The sequence below is a fragment of the Sphingopyxis sp. PET50 genome, from assembly GCF_025244705.1.
In the GTDB taxonomy this organism is placed as follows: Bacteria; Pseudomonadota; Alphaproteobacteria; order Sphingomonadales; family Sphingomonadaceae; genus Sphingopyxis.
The window spans coordinates 3721668-3738513 of sequence record NZ_CP104207.1 but is presented as its reverse complement, the minus strand read 5'-3'; the positions used below and the strand labels follow the sequence as shown (position 1 = coordinate 3738513).

Annotated in this window: 19 protein-coding genes and 2 pseudogenes; 6 read left to right on the top strand and 15 right to left on the bottom strand. The window is 63.9% G+C overall.

Annotation, left to right across the window (positions count from 1 at the left end):
- Nucleotides 1-30: 30 nt before the first annotated feature.
- On the bottom strand, nt 31-1671 hold the full coding sequence (locus tag N0A20_RS19600) for a TonB-dependent receptor (protein WP_260581921.1): 1641 nt from the start codon (nt 1669-1671) through the stop codon (nt 31-33).
- On the bottom strand, nt 1668-2393 hold the full coding sequence (locus tag N0A20_RS19595) for a TonB-dependent receptor plug domain-containing protein (RefSeq protein ID WP_260581920.1): 726 nt from the start codon (nt 2391-2393) through the stop codon (nt 1668-1670). The genes N0A20_RS19600 and N0A20_RS19595 overlap by 4 nt, the downstream gene beginning before the upstream one ends.
- 348 nt (nt 2394-2741) lie before the next feature.
- Between N0A20_RS19595 and N0A20_RS19590 the strand changes: the two genes are divergently transcribed.
- Nucleotides 2742-3233: an ImmA/IrrE family metallo-endopeptidase gene (locus N0A20_RS19590; protein WP_260581218.1), complete on the top strand. Its 492-nt coding sequence runs from the start codon at nt 2742-2744 to the stop codon at nt 3231-3233.
- A 1-nt stretch (nt 3234) separates the two neighbouring features.
- Entirely contained in the window at nt 3235-3591 is a 357-nt protein-coding gene (locus N0A20_RS19585; RefSeq protein ID WP_260581919.1) for a hypothetical protein, read from the top strand.
- Here the strand turns inward: N0A20_RS19585 and N0A20_RS19580 are convergent.
- The 8 genes and pseudogenes from N0A20_RS19580 to N0A20_RS19555 all read right to left on the bottom strand — a co-directional run bounded on the left by N0A20_RS19580 (nt 3588) and on the right by N0A20_RS19555 (nt 9252).
- Nucleotides 3588-4613 carry a hypothetical protein gene (locus N0A20_RS19580; protein WP_260581917.1) on the bottom strand — a complete coding sequence of 342 codons (1026 nt, stop codon included), beginning with the start codon at nt 4611-4613 and terminating at the stop codon, nt 3588-3590. The two genes, N0A20_RS19585 and N0A20_RS19580, sit on opposite strands and share 4 nt — an antisense overlap.
- Nucleotides 4606-5538, bottom strand: coding sequence for an IS1595 family transposase (locus N0A20_RS19575; protein WP_260581916.1), 933 nt, complete (start codon nt 5536-5538; stop codon nt 4606-4608). The genes N0A20_RS19580 and N0A20_RS19575 overlap by 8 nt, the downstream gene beginning before the upstream one ends.
- Before the next feature lie 566 nt (nt 5539-6104).
- Nucleotides 6105-6491, bottom strand: a complete 387-nt coding sequence (locus N0A20_RS20355) for a DUF2520 domain-containing protein (RefSeq protein ID WP_312846659.1) — start codon at nt 6489-6491, stop codon at nt 6105-6107.
- Between the two features lie 64 nt (nt 6492-6555).
- Nucleotides 6556-6972, bottom strand: coding sequence for an NAD(P)-binding domain-containing protein (locus N0A20_RS20350; protein ID WP_312846578.1), 417 nt, complete (start codon nt 6970-6972; stop codon nt 6556-6558).
- Nucleotides 6972-8063: a prolyl aminopeptidase gene (pip, locus tag N0A20_RS19565; RefSeq protein ID WP_260581915.1), complete on the bottom strand. Its 1092-nt coding sequence runs from the start codon at nt 8061-8063 to the stop codon at nt 6972-6974. Before pip ends, N0A20_RS20350 begins: the two co-directional genes overlap by 1 nt.
- Entirely contained in the window at nt 8063-8251 is a 189-nt protein-coding gene (locus tag N0A20_RS19560; protein WP_260581913.1) for an FKBP-type peptidyl-prolyl cis-trans isomerase, read from the bottom strand. The genes pip and N0A20_RS19560 overlap by 1 nt, the downstream gene beginning before the upstream one ends.
- 49 nt (nt 8252-8300) lie before the next feature.
- Nucleotides 8301-8396, bottom strand: a pseudogene (locus N0A20_RS20900) (FKBP-type peptidyl-prolyl cis-trans isomerase); the annotation flags it as partial.
- A 517-nt stretch (nt 8397-8913) separates the two neighbouring features.
- Nucleotides 8914-9252, bottom strand: coding sequence for a hypothetical protein (locus tag N0A20_RS19555; protein ID WP_260581912.1), 339 nt, complete (start codon nt 9250-9252; stop codon nt 8914-8916).
- An 83-nt stretch (nt 9253-9335) separates the two neighbouring features.
- Between N0A20_RS19555 and N0A20_RS19550 the strand changes: the two genes are divergently transcribed.
- The 3 genes from N0A20_RS19550 (at nt 9336) to N0A20_RS19540 (ending at nt 11157) form a co-directional block, all read left to right on the top strand.
- The gene (locus tag N0A20_RS19550) at nt 9336-9893 is read left to right on the top strand and encodes a LysR family transcriptional regulator (RefSeq protein ID WP_260581911.1); all 558 of its coding nucleotides are present in this window, start codon (nt 9336-9338) and stop codon (nt 9891-9893) included.
- Complete coding sequence (locus N0A20_RS19545; protein WP_312846658.1) at nt 9874-10263, top strand: LysR substrate-binding domain-containing protein; 390 nt, start codon at nt 9874-9876, stop codon at nt 10261-10263. Before N0A20_RS19550 ends, N0A20_RS19545 begins: the two co-directional genes overlap by 20 nt.
- A gap of 126 nt (nt 10264-10389) precedes the next feature.
- Nucleotides 10390-11157: a sulfite exporter TauE/SafE family protein gene (locus N0A20_RS19540; protein ID WP_260581910.1), complete on the top strand. Its 768-nt coding sequence runs from the start codon at nt 10390-10392 to the stop codon at nt 11155-11157.
- Nucleotides 11158-11189: 32 nt separating this feature from the next.
- Here the strand turns inward: N0A20_RS19540 and N0A20_RS19535 are convergent, their stop codons facing one another.
- Nucleotides 11190-11819, bottom strand: coding sequence for a hypothetical protein (locus N0A20_RS19535; protein ID WP_260581909.1), 630 nt, complete (start codon nt 11817-11819; stop codon nt 11190-11192).
- A gap of 190 nt (nt 11820-12009) precedes the next feature.
- Between N0A20_RS19535 and N0A20_RS19530 the strand changes: the two are divergent.
- Nucleotides 12010-13147: pseudogene (locus tag N0A20_RS19530) on the top strand (beta-ketoacyl-ACP synthase III).
- Between the two features lie 245 nt (nt 13148-13392).
- Here N0A20_RS19530 and N0A20_RS19525 read toward each other — a convergent pair.
- The 4 genes from N0A20_RS19525 to hisH all read right to left on the bottom strand — a co-directional run bounded on the left by N0A20_RS19525 (nt 13393) and on the right by hisH (nt 16841).
- Nucleotides 13393-14475, bottom strand: a complete 1083-nt coding sequence (locus tag N0A20_RS19525) for a calcium:proton antiporter (protein ID WP_260581908.1) — start codon at nt 14473-14475, stop codon at nt 13393-13395.
- 49 nt (nt 14476-14524) lie between these two features.
- Nucleotides 14525-15289 (bottom strand): imidazole glycerol phosphate synthase subunit HisF, encoded by a 765-nt coding sequence (gene hisF, locus N0A20_RS19520; RefSeq protein ID WP_260581907.1) that lies wholly within the window; start codon nt 15287-15289, stop codon nt 14525-14527.
- A 61-nt stretch (nt 15290-15350) separates the two neighbouring features.
- A complete protein-coding gene (gene hisA, locus N0A20_RS19515) occupies nt 15351-16118 on the bottom strand; it encodes a 1-(5-phosphoribosyl)-5-[(5-phosphoribosylamino)methylideneamino]imidazole-4-carboxamide isomerase (protein ID WP_260581906.1) in 768 nt (255 codons plus the stop codon).
- A gap of 117 nt (nt 16119-16235) precedes the next feature.
- Nucleotides 16236-16841 (bottom strand): imidazole glycerol phosphate synthase subunit HisH, encoded by a 606-nt coding sequence (gene hisH / locus N0A20_RS19510; protein ID WP_260581905.1) that lies wholly within the window; start codon nt 16839-16841, stop codon nt 16236-16238.
- Between the last annotated feature and the right edge of the window lie 5 nt (nt 16842-16846).

Here is a 16846-nt window from a genome sequence, read left to right as displayed (position 1 = left end):
GACCGTGTCCGCGTACCCTACCCCCTTTTGTCAGAAGTCGACGCGCGCCTCGACGCCCCACATCCGCGGTGGCCCATAAGAATAGGTCGATGCGAAGCTGGGTCCGTTCAGCAGGTTCGCACTCGCGATCGGATAGGTCTTGTCCGTAAGGTTGGTCACGAACAGCCCCAGGCTGAAGTTCGACTGCATGATATGGTTCCAGTCGAGCCGGAAGTTGATCAGCGCACGCCCGGAAACGACCGATGTCGGCACAGCCAGGTCGTTCGCGGGGTTGCCGTTCAGCGTGTTGGTCACGCCAAAGGCGGTCTTGCTCTGATACGACAGGTTGGTGCGCGCCGAAATCTCGCCGATCCGGTCGGGAACCGGCGCGTGCAGCGTGAGGTCGACGTTGAACTGATGTTTCGGCGTCAGCGGAAACATGCTGTCCGACAAGTCGCCATAGAGCGGCTCGGTATAGGTGCCATATTCGGCGTCGATATAGCTGTACGCGAAACCCAGATCGACGATATCGGCAGGCGACACGCGGAACTGGAAATCGAAGCCTTTGACCTTCGCCGACGCGGCATTACGCGTTTCGGTGGAGACGACCGCTCCCGGCAGCACCACGTTGCGCTGGATATTGGTATAATCGTCATAGAAGGCGTCGAAATTGGCCATGACCCGGACGCCGCCGATCAGTCCGCTATATTTGATCCCCGCTTCATAATCGTCGACATATTCGGGCTTGAACAGCAAGCCGCCCGTCGAGGTCGTGTTGACCCCGCCCGCCTTGTAGCCGCGGCGATAGGTTGCATAGAAATTGAGATCGTCGGTCGCCTTGTACACCGCGCTGACGTTCCATGTCGTGGCGTTGAAGGTCGCTTCGCCTGACGCGACAGTAGTCGTGATGGGGGTACCCGTGACCTTGTCGACGATCGCGGTCGAATTGCCACCCGAACGATCATCATGCGTCCGGCGAATGCCCAGTGTCAGTTCCAACGCGTCGGCGATTGTGTAGGACGCCTCGGCATAGAAGGCACGACTCTTCGAGCGGGCGTACACATCATAGCTGATCGCATGATAGACACCCTGTTGCGGCAACGGGCCGAAGGCGCCCGTCGGATAAGGCCAGAAGGTCGTGAAGTCGAACTGCACATAGGGCGGCGTCTTGCGATCTTCGTAATAGAAGCCCGCTGTCGCCTCGAACGGCCCCTTCTGATATTGCAGTTGCGCTTCTTCGGTGATCTGGCGCGTGCCGAAAACCGGATTGAAGGTGTTCGCGATCGGTAGCGGCGATCCGTCGAAATCGAAGGTCTGACCATCGTCATATTTGCGGTAGCTGAAGATGTTTTTCAGCGTCAGGCTGTCGGTCGCGCCGATCGTCGTCGTGTTGATGACGCCCGTCGATTTCGAATAATGCAGCGCGCCGCCGTCAACATTGATCCGCCGCGGCCCCCGCGCGAGCTGATCGGCCACTGCCGCCGCCCCCTCCACCGAGAAATCGATAGTTCCCGGAGGCGCCAGCGCGGGGTTGAACGGGCTCGCGATCGCCGGATCGGTGTTGATATAGACGATCTGGTTATCGCTGCCGCGTTCCTTCACCCGCGAATATTGGAAGATCGTATAATTCTCGAAACCCTCGACGGGGTTTATCATCAGGCTGCCGCGGACCGAGAATTTATTCTCGTTCACCACGTCGCGCCCGTCAAAGATGTTGATCGCATAGCCATCGCGCGACAGATATTGGCCGCTGAGGCGGACCTGGACGCCTTTGGCGGCTCAAGCCCGGTCACCGCGAACTCGACGTCGCGCCGCTTATAGTCGCCGAGGCGGCCGACCAGATAGCCGCCCCATTCGTCCTCGGGCGCTGCGGGAGTCAGCAGCACCGCACCGCCGGTGGTGTTGCGGCCGAACAGCGTGCCCTGCGGTCCCTTGAGCACCGCGACGTTCGACAGGTCATAGATCGCCGTCCCGAAATCGGGAACGTCGGCGAAATAGGTCGCGACGCCCGGAGCGCTCCCACCGAAGGCCTGTCCTTGACCGCGCTGCGAGAAGATGAGTTCGCCGCGGCGCCCCGCCTGGTAGCTGGTGGTGAGGCCGGGCGCGACGGACGGCAGGTCAGCGATAGTTCGCACCCCGCGTTCGTTCAGATCCTTTTGTCCGACGACGGTGATCGACATTGGCACATCTTGTTCCGCCTCGTCGCGCCGGCGCGCCGTAACGATAATTTCCTGATCGGAGGCAGTATGCGCACTCGCCGCAGCATCGTCTGGATCGGTTTGCGCATAAGCCGGGGTGGCTATCAACAAGACAGGAGACAGCGCAATACTGGCGACCGCACCTCCCAGACGGCAGATATTGAAGCGTTTCAATTCTCCCACGCGACGCGTAGGGCGCGCCTGCACCTTTTGCATACATCCCTCCTCCAACACGTCCCGTTTTCCGGGTACGTTCAGCGCTCTTGCTTCTCCGGCGGACCAGAGGCCGAACACCAGCTTCACCATACAAGAGGAGAAGACAGCCCCCCCATTCGTTCAGCAGGCCCACTATTCTTAAAGATCATGTCTGAGCCGACCTATTCGCATTTCGCGAGGACCGGCGATAGGCGATTGTCGACATCAAATTTTACTATCCTTCTCGCCCGTAACGGCGGCTTTCAGACGCCATTTTATTTTTGGGGCCTATATACCTAGCTAGCCGCGCTCCCGGCGCCTCCCTTGCCACCTGACTCAAAAGGGTCCATATAGGGAACGGAGAAAGATATGCCCGCTGACTATGATCGCGCCAAAAGGGCCGCTCGCGACCTGTTGGCGAAATACAAAATCACGAAAGCCCCCATCGACCCTGAGGCCATCGCTCAGGCGGAGGGCATCGACGTTGTTTACGCCACGTTTAACGGCCAGATTGGCGATCAGGTCGCCGGATATTCCGAGCCGATGAACGGCCGTATCGTGATTAATCGCGATCTACATACCAACCGAAAGACATACACGATTGCCCATGAGCTTGGGCACCACATGCTGCATAAGGATTATCTGGACGACGAAGGCGCTTATCAGGTTTTCCCACGCATGCAGTCTTATGACGGGACACCCAAGCCGCCGGAAGAGCAGGAGGCAGACGCCTTCGCTGCTGCGCTGTTGGTGCCGCTTGATTTGCTGAGAAAATACGTCGATTTTGCCAGCCCATCTGAACTTTCCCGTATGTTCCTGGTGTCGAGGGAAGTCATTTTGAATCGGATGAAGTGGCTGTAAATTGAACGCGCCGACCCGAACTCAGGCACAGGGCGCAATTATCGACGGCGTCACCGAAGACGACGAGAAAAAGGACGTCGACTTCCTCGCCGCTGAGCGGGTTCGGGTCGAGATTGATGGGCGAAAGCAGTTTTTCACCCTGCAAAAGGGCTGGTCCACGTCGATTATCGTGTGGATCAGCGTTTTGATAGCTTTCAATGCGCTGCTAACGGTTCTCGTTGGCGCGGGCGTCCTTAGTTTCGAGACGGCACCTTGGTTCGTCACAGCGGTGACGGTGGAGACGTTTTTGCAGGTCGTCGGTTTGGGATATGTCGCTGCCCGCTATCTGTTCTCGAACGATCAAAATCCGAGCCGCTAGCCCTCAATCGCTTTTGGCTGATACAAACTGCCAATCTGCTTCGCCTGTTCCTGACCGCCCAACAGGTGCGCCTTCGTCAGGATGTACCGAGGGAAGCGGGTGGTCAGATATTCATGCCGGAACCAGCGCCGAAATTCGGCGAGCGCTTCGTTGGGGTATGCCTTGGCGGGTTGCGGATTACTGGCGGATTGCGGGTAGTAAGAAGGGTAGTTGTGCTGATATTCGATCCGCGCTCCGAAAGTCGCTTCAAGGCCGTGGGCCTTCCAATGATCGCTCCAGCAACGCCCTACGCTAATGTCCGGAATCGTCTTGTCGTTGACCGGCAAATCAGCGTTGATCAGGTCAACGATCATGCCGCTGACCTCATTGAAGATAATGAAATACCCATCTGGGGCCGCGCCATGAACAAGGGAGATGCGGTCATGGTGATATTTCCACCGGTCAGGCGGGGTATAGCCAAGCGCCTCATAGATGAAGCTTTGCAGGCCAAACCGCGCAAGGTTGCGAAAATTGGCTAGTGCCGTGGGGTTTGTCCGCTGAGCCTCAAATGCAAAATACTCGATGATGGCCATGCAAACCACGTCGGGGTACGCATAATGAGGCGAGCCGTCCTTGTGGATTTCGATAAACATCTGCGGCTCGTCGTACCCCTTGGACGCAAGGTATTCCCTGAACCACACGATGCGTTTTGAGGAAAAAACGCCAGATTTCTGCGAGTCTTGCCACTCTTGGGTCAACTCTTGGATAGTCGATCGGGCCGCTCCCGACATTTCCGCGAGACCTCTCTGCGTGAGATAGGGAATCCCGTTTTCGAGAACCCCCATCTCCACGCCAGCCACTACGCGCTCAATCTCAACGCCAAGGTCGAGAACGCCTTGTCGGGGGGTGGCCGGAGTTAGAGCCGTTCCTGCACTCATCCTATTGTTATCCTTAGAAAAAGGGGTGGCCGGAGTTATCATAGCCTTTGCGACTGCATCAAAGTCGGCGTCGATGGGCTCAATAATCTTCTTGTCGTCAGGCATGGATGAGACCTTTGTAGGTGAGGCGCTTGCCGATCATGCGGCCAATGGTCTGGTCGATGAAGCCCATGGTGCCAGCTTCGCGCGTATTTTGGCGGAAGGCAAACTCGTTGACGTAGCGGTGAAGGTGCTTCTGACTCATGAAGTGATAGATGCCATAATGGCCGCGCTTTAAGAGCGCCCAGAAGCTTTCGATGCCGTTGGTATGAATGCAGTAGTGACGGACATATTCGCCAGCCGAGTGATTGACGGTGTGGTGAATGTAGCCCTTGCCGGTGAGGCCACGGTAGGCCGAAAACTCGTCAGTTACGACGCTGGCGCCTTCCGGCACATTGGCTTGCACATAGCTGGTGAGGGTTTTGCCGGTGGTGTCGGCGACGGGGGTAGCGCGGACTTGGGCGTTCTCGTCGCGGATGCCGACAACGGCGGTCTTACCGACGCCGCCACGGCCAAGGTGAAGGCGCTTCGCAGCGTGCTTGTTCTTCTCCTTGCCGCCGATGAAGGTTTCATCGACCTGCACATGATCGCCCATGTCGTCGTCCGATTTGGCAAGCCAAGTTTCGCGGATGCGCTGCGCGAGAAACCATGCCGATTTCTGGGTAATGCCAAGCTCGCGCGCCATCTGGGTCGAAGGGATGCCCTTGCGCGCGGTGGTCATCATGTAGATCGCCATGAGCCACTTGTGTAGCGGCAGACGGCTTTCGGCGAGAACGGTGCCGGTGCGGACGCTGAAATGCTGACGGCAGTCGCGGCAGCGGTAGGGCATGGGCTTGTGGTTCTTGACCTCAGCGACCGACAGGCTGCCGCAATGGGGACACGACACCTCACCGGCCCAGCGGTTTTGCTCGAAATAGCGGCGAGCGGCGTTCTCATCAGGGAAGCGCTGAAAGAACTGGTAGAGGCTGACGGTTTCGGGCTTGTTGGTCATGAAACCTAACTAGCCATATTTGACGATCCCGTCAAGCGAATTTTGGCTAGCTAAGTATATAGGCCCCAAACTTTATTGCTCTGGCGTGGGAATTCACGGCGACTCCCACATGCTCATGATGGACCTTCATTCCGGTCAGGTCGCTGGAATGGCTCTGAATTGGCTGACGCGGAAAGCTCACGCATCCGACCAAGTCGGATAACCGCAGCAAATATGGGCACCGCTATCGGGCGTCACACGATATTAAAGCGTATAGCGGAGATGACGCGCGAAGCAGCCAGTTGGGACGCGCGCCGACTGTAGGTGATTTTGTGACGTTGCACGTTGTTGTTCATTGTCGTTCATCGTGATCTATTGAGCAGCTGATCATGCGCGGATGCAGCCAAGTACCGGAAAACTCTACCCAATAGACCGCGACAGAACGGCCTCTTGATCAGCGGGTCCTAGGTTCGAGCCCTAGAAAAGTGCGTCCACCATTTTCCCTTGTCTTTTCCATATCTGATGGATGGCGATGCGACCGATCGAGCCCGCGCGCCTTGCTCCCGAACGCGTCGCGGTGTCGATCGTTAGCGGGTGACGAGGGCCCGCAGTTCGGGCGGCGGGTTCTTGCCCGCGCGCGCCAGGCCATCGAGCGTCGCCAGCGCCATCGCGCGATAGGCGGGGAGCAGACCGGGGCAATCGCGCGCCAGCGCGGCAAGATGCCTGGCGATCATGTCCCCATCGCCGCGCAGCAACGGACCCGACAGCGCATCGAATCCGCGCGCCAGACTGTTTTCGAGCGCGGCGCGGACGAGCGGCGCGAGCAGGGCTCCGGGCTTATCGGCGCCCGCGGCGCGGAGCGCATCCGACGCGCCGCTGAGCAGCGTCACCAGGTGATTGGCGGCGTGCGACAGCGCGGCGTGATAGAGGGCGCGATGCCCTTCGGCGATTTCGACCGCCACGCCCCCGAGCAGCCCGACGAGCGTGCGCGCCTCCGCCAGCGCTTCGGCGTCGGGCGCGGTGATCGCGAAATAGGCGCTAGGCCATGCGCTCCACCTCCTGCGCGGCCTCGCCGGTGAAGGTCATCGCCGGATGGACCGCCGCCGTCGGCACGCCGCGCTCGTGCAAGGGCGCCAATATGGCCGCGCCGCTGCCGCCGCCGACATGACAGACAAAGGGCTCGGTCCCCGGCACGAGGGCATCGGCAAGACCGGCGACGACCGGCACCAGCGCGTCGTCGGCGACCGCGATGACGATCAGGTCGCAGCGGGCGGCCAGTTCGGCGCAGTTTCCGGCCACCGCGCCGCCGGCCATCGCAGCCGCCTCGCGCGCGTGATCGGGGGAGCGGCCCCACACCAGCACGGGTTTCGCCGAACGCGGCGCCAGCGCGAGCGCCATGGCGCGCGCGACGCGCCCCGTCCCGGCGATGCCGGCGCGGTGATAACGGACCGTCATCAGGTCGCGAGCTTGGGCAGCCCGTCCATGATCGCGGTCAGCGCCAGCGCATTTTCGCGCTCCATCGCGCTATGCCCGGCGTTGGTGATGACATAGGTCGCGGGTTCGGCCCCCGCGCCGCGCAACGCCGCGACCAGCCGCGACGCCTGCGTCAGCGGACAGACCTGATCGAAGCGGCCGTGGACGATATGCACCGGGATGGTCGCGAGGATATCGGCGTTGCCGAGCAGGTGCCCCGGTTCGATGAACAGGTTGTTCGCGAAATAATGCGCCTCGATCTGCGCGAAGCAGAGCGCGAAATCGGCGTCGCCGAACTTGCCGGTCTTTGCCGATTCGGGGATCATGTTCGAGATCACCCCTTCCCACAAGGACCAGGTCAGCGCGGCGTGGAGCTGCTTTTCGCGCTCGGCCTCGGTCGCCGGGACCATGTCGAAGATGCGCTTGTACGACGCCATGACGTCGCCGCGCTCCTCGGGCGTCAGCACCGCGAGCAGTTCGGCCCACTCGTCGGGATAGGCGATATAGGCGCCGGGCGCGGTCAGCGCATAGGGCGCCTCGTGGAAGGTCGCGGCATTGCCCTGATAGAGATAGTCGAGATCTTCGGCGGCGCCGAGGAAGATGCCGCGCAGGATCAGGCTCGCGCAATTTTCCGGATGCTCGATCGCATAGGCCATGGCGAGCGTGCTGCCCCAGCTTCCCCCGAAGACATGCATCGGCCCGGCAATGCTCAGCGCATCGCGCAATTTCTCGATGTCGCCGATCAGGTCGGCGGTGGTGTTGTTGCGCAGCGCGACGGCGGGGCCCGCCGAGGCGACCGTCGGCTCGCTCTGGCCGCAGCCGCGCTGGTCGAACAGGATCACGCGGTAGCGTGCGGGATCGAAAAAGCGCGCCATGTCGGGGGCGCAGGCGCCGCCGGGGCCGCCGTGGAGGAACATCACCGGCTCGCCGTCCCGATTGCCATATTCCTCCCAATGGATGCGGTGGCCCGCGTCGGGATCGACGTCGAGCAGGCCGGTGCCGAGCGGCGTGGCGGCGGGATAGACCCAGGCGTCGCCGATCTTGCTGCTCGTTTCGAGGCGCGAGAAATCCATCATCCTTCTCCCCCGATGCCGAGCAGTTCGACGGTGAAAAGCAGGGTCGCGCCCCCGGGGATCGGGCCCCTGCCGTCCGCGCCATAGGCCAGATAATAGGGAATGGCGAACTCGACCTTGTCGCCGACCGCCATATATTGGACGCCCTCGGTCCAGCCCTTGATGACGCGGTTCAGCGGAAAGGCCATGCGGCTCGCCGCGCGCAACCGAACTGTCGAATTCGGAGCCGTCGACGAAGGTGCCGACATAATGGACGGTGACGCGATCGGCCGGCCCCGGACGCGGCCCCGCGCCGGTGCCCGCGACGCGGCGCCAGCGCAGGCCGCTGGCCATCGCATTCCACCCCGTCTGCGCATTGCGTTCAGCCAGCGCGGACATCTGGCGGTTGAGCCAGGCGGTGCTCACCTGCTGCGCCGGGGGCTCGTCCTGCGCGGCCGCGGGGACTGCGAGATATGCTGCAGCGGCAAGGAACAGGGTGCGTGGCAGGCTCATCGCGATCTCCGGTTGTGAAAGACCGGGGCATAGCCGCGTGCGGGCGCGGCGCAATCCCTGTTGGGACCGATGCGAGGGGCAAAGGGCGGTTAGGGGTTGGATTGCAGTGATTCCCCTCCCTTTCAGGGAGGGGTTAGGGGTGGGTAGCGAGCGCAGCGAGCAAGAAGGAAGAGCGCCGCCTTCGGCGGCCACCCACCCCCAGCCCCTCCCTTGCAGGGAGGGGAGAGCGAAGGTCCGAAACCACCCGACACGCGCCCCAAACAAATCGGGGCGGCCCTGTGTCAGGTGCCGCCCCAGTCAGTGGATCCGTCGGGGAGAGGGAGAGGACGGATCGGAGATTGGTGTCGTCAGGCTATTGTCAGTTGGCGGCCGCCATCTGCGCGTCGCCCTGGACTTCGGCAACGCCGGCCAGCTTGAGCGCGGCGCGGAACTGCTTGGCGGCGGCGCGTTCGTTGCCGGCTTCGCACAGCTTCTTGCCGGTCGAGACGAAGCGCTTGGCATTCGCCTGCTTGCCGGCGTCGGCGCCGTTGGCGGCGGTCGAAGCCTGCTCGGCGAGGCCGGCGCAGCGATAGTCGCTGCCCGACTGGGCATAGGCAGGCGAGGTGGTGGCGACGAGGCCGGTGAAGGCGAGCGCCGACGCGGCGACGATCGCGAAAGCCGAGGGGAAGCGGCGGAAGTTGGAGAGCTGAGTGGCCATGGGAGAGGTTCCTTTCGTTTCGTTGTGCAACCTTTTTAGGCGCGGTTGCGCAAATAGATAATCCTCTATAATCTGCAAGTGCCTTGAAGCAGGATTTAACAATCCCCCATGGGGTCCTCGACGGGATCGAGGCTTTTCTCCGCGTCGCGGAGCGTCGTAGCTTTTCCGCCGCGGCATCCGACCTCGGCGTCTCGCCCTCGGCGATCAGCCAGACGATCAAGAGCCTCGAGGCCCGGGTCGGATCGCCGCTGTTCATGCGCACGACGCGCAGCGTCGGGCTCACCCAGGCGGGCGAGATGTTCCTCGAACGCGCGGCGCCCGCCTATGCCGGGCTCGCCGATGCCTATGAAGCCGCGCGCAATCTCGGCAACCGGCCTGCCGGGCGGCTGCGGATCAACCTGATGCGCGGCGCGGTGCAGCCGATGTTCGAACCGATCATCGCCGGCTTTTGCGACACCTATCCCGAAATCGAGCTGGAGATTTTCGCCGACGACGCGCTGTCGGACCTCAGCGCCGGGGGGTTCGACGCCGGGGTGCGGATGGGCGAGTCGCTCGACGCCGACGTGATCGCGGTCCGCCTGACCGGGCCGTTCCGCTTCGTCGTCGCGGGGACGCCGGCCTATTTCGCGAAATACGGCTAGGCCCGAAACGCCCGAGGACCTTCGGAACCATCGCTGCGTCCGCTTCCGGCTGGTCAGCGGCGCGCTGATGCCCTGGACCTTCGAGAAGGGAAACCGCGAATTCGACGTCGCGGTCACCGGGCCGGTGATCGTCAACGACTGGATCGCGGCGACGGTCGCGATGCGCAGCGGCATTGCGATGATCTTGACCGCCGAACCGGTCGCCAAGGCGATGGTCGAGACCGGCGAGGTCGAACTGGTGCTCACCGAATATGCGAGCTCCACCTCCGGGCTGTTCCTCTATTACCCCAGCCGCAAGCAGGTGATGCCGAAGCTGCGCGCCTTCATCGATTATGTCCGCGAATATCTTCCCGAAGACCTCACGGACTGACCCAGGCAAAGACGGGCTTCGATGCGGCGCAGAAACTATTCCCTTCACCGGCAAGAGAAAAATTGTTCTGGCGCATTTCCGGGAATCGCGGCAGCAGGTTGTCAACTAATGGGGTTGGGAAATTAGATGCACGAGATATTGGCGTTCGACCTGTCGGCGATCTGGCCGTTCATCCTGATCGGCTTCGCGGCGCAGCTGGTCGACGGCGCGCTCGGCATGGCGTTCGGCGTCATCTGCAACACCCTCCTCGTCGCGGTGATGGGGGTGCCGCCGGCGACCGCATCGGCGCGCATCCATGTCGTCGAGGTCTTCACCACCGCCGTGTCGGGGATCAGCCACCTGATCCACCGCAACATCGAATGGCCGCTGTTCTGGAAACTGCTGATTCCCGGCGTGACCGGCGGCGTGCTCGGTGCCTATGTGCTGACCTCGCTCCACGCCGATGTCGTGAAGCCGTTCGTGCTCGCCTATCTCGTCGCGATCGGCGTCTGGCTGCTCGTGCGCGGCCTTCTCTATCCGCCCAAGGTCCAGAAGCCGACGGTGGTCGCGCCGCTGGGCCTCGTCGGCGGCTTCCTCGATGCCGCGGGCGGCGGCGGCTGGGGGCCGGTGGTAACCTCGAACCTGCTCGTCCAGGGCGCGGAGCCGCGCAAGGTGGTGGGGACGGTGAACAGCGTCGAATTCTTCCTGACGCTGACGGTCTCGGCGACCTTCATCTACCAGTTGGGCTTCGCCGATATCGCTGGCGCGACGCTCGGCCTGCTGATCGGCGGCGTGCTCGCCGCGCCGCTGGGCGCGGTCATGGCGAAGCGTTTCTCGGTCAAGCTGATGCTGACGCTCGTCGGTGTGGTGCTGACCCTGACCAGCGCCTTTGGGCTGTACCGCGCGCTGCTGTAATCGAAGGGGTGGTTTCGGGCGTAGGCGAACGTTTATCTCCCCTCCCTCAGGCGGGAGGGGAGATCAGTGCGTGCCTGCAAAGTCCGCTGTCCCCCCAAACCAACGCCGCTCAATTTGCTTGGCTTGGTCTCGTCGATCTTCTCGACCCATTCGGGGTAGAAGCTCGGCTCGCGCGCCGACCAGCCGGGGGCGGTGGCGGCGGCTTCGCTGATCGACTGCAGCAGGATCTTGCGCTTGTCGGGGTGCAGGTGCGGCAGCGACGCCGCGGCGCAGAAGGCGCCTGGCAGCCACGGCCGCGCATGCGCGCCGAGCAGCCGTTCATAGAGAAAGCGGTACGAGGCGAAGCCGGGCAGCCGGTCCTGGCCCAGGTCGAAGGCCGACACCGCGACGAGCGGCGCCATGAAATGTTCGAGCGCGTCGAGTCCGCTGTCGTCGGGGATGTGCGCGCGGATTTCGGCGATGCGCTGATAGACCTTGGCCTGCACGCGGATCGCGGTTTCCTCGACCATGTCGCGCGACCAGCGCGCGATCGCGTCGTCGCGCTCCAGCCCGATGTCGAGCGAGCGGCGGATATACCGCTGCGTCGCCGCGGGGAAGCCCGCGAATTCCTTGATTTCCGCAATCGACAGATCGCCTGCTGCCGGTCCCGAACGCGTCGCCATGGTCATGCTCCCGCACGGCGCCCGGGGAGCCATCCCCCCGGAGGCCTGCATCTGACAGTCTGCCACCCAAATGGTTAGTGGCGGGTTAACCATGATGTCGGGAAGCATTCAGCCAATGCTGGGGCGTTGCGCCGCGCCGCGACCGGGCCTAATCAGCGTGCCTCGAAAACAAAAGACACGCAGGGACACCATGTCGCACGCACCACAGCCGGTCCTGTCGGCCACCGGCCTTTTCACCCCCGCCGAAAGCATCTCCAACGAAGAACTTGTCGCCAGTTTTAACCAGTATGTTGCACTGCACAATAGGGAAAATGCAGAAGCCATCGCAAAAGGCGACATTGCCGAACTCACTGAATCGAGTGTCGAATTCATCGAAAAGGCGAGCGGCATCGGATCGCGCTTCGTCGTCGACAAGGCGGGCATCCTCGACCCCCGCCATATGGCGCCGCGCATCGCGGCGCGCAGCAACGAAGAGATTTCGATCCTCGCCGAAATCGGCGTTGCCGCCGCGAAGGACGCGCTGACGCGCGCCGGACGCGACGCGGGCGAGGTCGACGCGGTGCTGTGCGCGGCCTCGAACATGCAGCGCCCCTACCCCGCGATGGCGGTCGAAATTCAGGACGCGCTGGGCATCGACGGCTTCGGTTTCGACATGAACGTCGCCTGTTCGTCGGCGACCTTCGGCATCCAGACCGCCGCCGACTATATCCGCGCCTAGCCATGCGAAAAGCGTGCTCGTCGTGAACCCCGAAATCTGTTCGGGCCATTTGAACTGGCGCGACCGCGACAGCCATTTCATCTTCGGCGACGTCGCCACCGCGATCCTCGTCGAGGACAAGGCCATCGCCCCCGCCGGGCATTGGGACATTCTCGGCACCAGGCTGAAGACGCAATTCTCGAACAATATCCGCAACAATTTCGGCTTCCTCAACCGCAGCCACGGCGGCATCGACCAGTCGGGGCCGAAGACCGACAAATTGTTCGTCCAGGAAGGCCGCAAGGTGTTCAAGGAAGTCGTGCCCTGGGTCGCGAAGCTGATCGTCGAACAGATGGAGTTGCTGGGCCTCGAGGGCGCCGACATGCGGCGCCTTTGGCTGCACCAGGCGAACACCAACATGAACCGGCTGATCGCCCAGCGCGTGCTGGGGCACGAGGCGAGCGAAGACGAAAGCCCGACCGTGCTCGACACCTATGGCAACACGTCGAGCGCGGGTTCGATCATCGCCTTCCACCTGAACCATGAGGATATGCAGGCGGGGGATACCGGACTGATCTGTTCCTTCGGCGCGGGCTATTCGGCGGGGACGGTGTTCGTCCGGAAAACCTGAGCGCCGCAAGAGCGTCATGCCATGGAGCGAGGGCGTGCTGATTTGTTGCACGCAAAGGCGCAAAGGCACAAAGAAGGTCAGAAGGACGAACTTGACTGGCGCGAAGCGCCCTTCATCCCTGGTGTCCTTTGATTGCGCCTTCGGCACGAGATCACGCAGCGGGGCTATCGACGCCTTTCTTCTTTGTGCCTTTGCGCCTTTGCGTGAAATATTTCCGGAATCGCGTCGGAGACCTCAGCCAGCGATCACGGCACGAAAGTCGTGAACAGATAGATCGCGAACAGCATCAGGTGGATCACCCCCTGCAGCACCGTGGTCCGTCCGTTCGCCAGCGTCTGCGATGCGACGATCAGCGACAGGAACAGTAGCACCGTCGACTTGGCGTCGAGGCCGAGGCTGATCGGCAGGTCGGTGACGATCGACAGGATCGCGACCGCCGGAATCGTCAGGCCGATCGTCGCCAGCGCCGAGCCGAGCGCGAGGTTCATGCTGGTCTGAAGCCGGTCGGCCTTGGCCGCGCGCACCGCCGCCAAACCTTCCGGCGCGAGGATCAGCGCCGCGATCAGCACACCGAGCACCGCGGGCGGCGCCCCCCAGTCGGCCAGCAACGCGCCCATCACCGGCGACAGCGCCTTGGCGAGCAGCACCACCGCGAACAGGCTGGCAAGCAGCAGCGCGCCCGAAATGGCCGTCCGCTTGGCGCTCGGCGGCGCGGCGTGCGCGTCGGGCTCGTCATGCTCCTCGCCATCGGGCAGGAAATAGTCGCGGTGGCGCACCGTCTGCACCAGCGCGAAGGTCGCATAGAGGATCAGCGACACCGCCGCGACGAAACCGAGTTGGGTCCCCGAATAAAAAGGCCCCGGCACGCTTGACGTGAAATTGGGCAGCACCAGCGTCACGATGGTGAGCACGGTCAGCGTCGCGAGCGCCGCGCCGATGCCGGTACGCTGGAACCGCTGTTCGTGGTGGCGCAGGCCGCCGACGAGCAGGCACAGGCCCATTAGCAGGTTGAGGATCACCATCACCGCCGCGAACACCGTGTCGCGCGCCAGCGTCTGCGCCTTTTCGGGTTCGGCCTGCATCAGGGTCAGGATCAGCCCGACCTCGATCACCGTCACCGCGAGCGCGAGGATCAGCGTGCCGAACGGCTCGCCGACGCGGTGCGCGATGACCTCGGCATGGTGGACCGCCGCGACCACCGCCCCGCCGAGGATGATCGCGACCAGCCAGGCATTGAGCGGCATCGCGAAGCTGGCGAGCGCGGCGGCGAAACCGAGGATCGGGAAGATGTCGTTGGTGCGGTCGGCGATGCGGAGCTTCGAGGTCATGAGAGGGCTATTGCAGCCCCGTCCCGCCATGGCCACCCCTGCGGCCGATTTAATGCGCCCGAACCGGCAATCCCGCCGCGGCGAGCCGCGCATGGGCGGCGGCGATCGTCGCCTCCCCGAAATGAAAGATGCTCGCCGCCAGCACCGCGCTGGCACCGCCCTCGATCACCCCGGCGACGAGATGGTCGAGATGGCCGACGCCGCCCGACGCGATCACCGGCACGCTCACCGCATCGGCGATTGCGCGGGTAAGGGCCAGGTCATAACCGTCCTTCGTCCCGTCACGGTCCATGCTGGTGACGAGCAATTCGCCCGCGCCAAGTCCCGCCAGCCGCACCGCATGTTCGAGCGCATCGACGCCGGTCGGCCGACGCCCGCCATGGGTGAAGATTTCCCACCGTCCGTCGGCAACCCGCCGCGCGTCGATGCTCCCGACCGCGCACTGGCTGCCGAAGCGGCCGGCGATGTCGGCGACGAGTTCGGGCCGCGCGACGGCGGCGCTGTTCACCGCGACCTTGTCCGCCCCCGCGAGCAGCAGCGCGCGCGCGTCCTCGGCGCTGCGCACCCCGCCGCCGACGGTCAGCGGCATGAAACAGACCGCGGCGGTGCGGCTGACCATGTCGAGCAAAGTGCCGCGCCCCTGGTGGCTCGCCGAAATGTCGAGGAAGCAGAGCTCGTCGGCGCCGGCGGCGTCATAGGCGCGCGCCGCCTCGACCGGGTCGCCCGCATCGCGCAGGTCGACGAAATTGACGCCCTTGACGACGCGCCCGTCGGCGACGTCGAGACAGGGGATGACGCGAACGCGAACGGTCATCTTCTCCCCTCCCGCTTGCGGGAAGGGTCGGGGGAGGGCCTGTTCCGGGAGCGCGCCATCGTTACATGCCCTCCCCTAACCCCTCCCGCAAGCGGGAGGGGAACTGCCCCGCCGCGATCGCCTCGGCCAGATCGAGGCGGCCGTCATAGAGCGCCCGCCCGGTGATCACCCCTTCGATCCCGTCGGCGACATGCGGGCGCAGCGCATGAATATCCTCGATCCCCGCAACCCCGCCGCTGGCGATCACCGGAATATCGACCGACCTGGCAAGCGCCACCGTCGCCTCGACATTACAGCCCTTGAGCAACCCGTCGCGCCCGACATCGGTGAACAGCAGCGCCGCGACGCCCGCATCCTCGAAACGCCGCGCCAGGTCCTCGACGCGGACGTCGGACACATCGGCCCAGCCCTCGGTCGCGACCATGCCGTCCCGCGCATCGACCCCGACGACGATCCGCCCCGGCAGGTCGCGCGCCGCCGATTTGACGAACGCGGGGTCCTTCAGCGCCGCCGTTCCGATGATGACCCGCTCGACGCCGAGCGCCAGCCAGCGATCGACACCGGCGCGGTCGCGAATGCCGCCGCCGACCTGCACCTTGCCCGGAAAGGCCGCGACGATGCTCTCGACCGCCGCGCCGTTGACGCTTTCCCCGGCAAAGGCACCGTCGAGATCGACAACATGCAGATGGCTCGCTCCCGCCTCGGCGAACAGCCGCGCCTGCGCCGCCGGATCGTCGCCATAGACGGTCGCGCGCGCCATATCGCCCTCGGCGAGCCGCACGACCTGCCCGCCTTTCAGGTCGATCGCCGGAAAGATGGTCAGGGTCATGGCGCGTTCCTGAAGCCCCTCCCCTTCAGGGGAGGGGTTGGGGTGGGGTCTGGCGAGGTAGAGCGAGGCCGCTGGACCCCACCCCCGGCCCCTCCCCCTGAAGGGGAGGGGGAGGAATCAAGGGCGCCACGACAAAAACCTTTCGAGCGTTGCGAGACCATAGGCCTGGCTCTTTTCGGGGTGGAACTGGACGCCGACGATATTGTCCCGCGCCACGACAGCGGTGAAGGTCCCGCCATGGCTGCTCGTCGCGGCGACATGCGCCGCGTCGGCGAAATGATAGCCGTGCAGATAATAGGCCTCGCCCGCCGCGATCACCGGATGCGCGAAAACGGGGACCACGTCGTTCCAGCCCATATGCGGAATGCGAAGCCCCGGCTGCGGATCGAAGGCGCGCACCGTGCCGCCGATCCAGCCGAGCCCCGCGTGCCGCCCATGCTCCTCGCCCGCGTCGGCGAGAAGCTGCATGCCGACGCAGATGCCGAGGAAGGGCGCGCCCTCGCCGCGCACGCGCCGCTCCATCGCCGCGACCAGCCCGTCGATCGCCGACAGCCCGTTCATGCACGCCGCGAACGCGCCAACGCCCGGCAGCACGATCCGGTCTGCCTTTGCGACGACATCGGGATCGGCGGTGACCGCGACATCCTCCGCACCCGCCGCAACGAGCGCATTATGCACCGAGCGAAGATTGCCCGCGCCATAGTCGATCAGGGCAATGGTCAAATCCC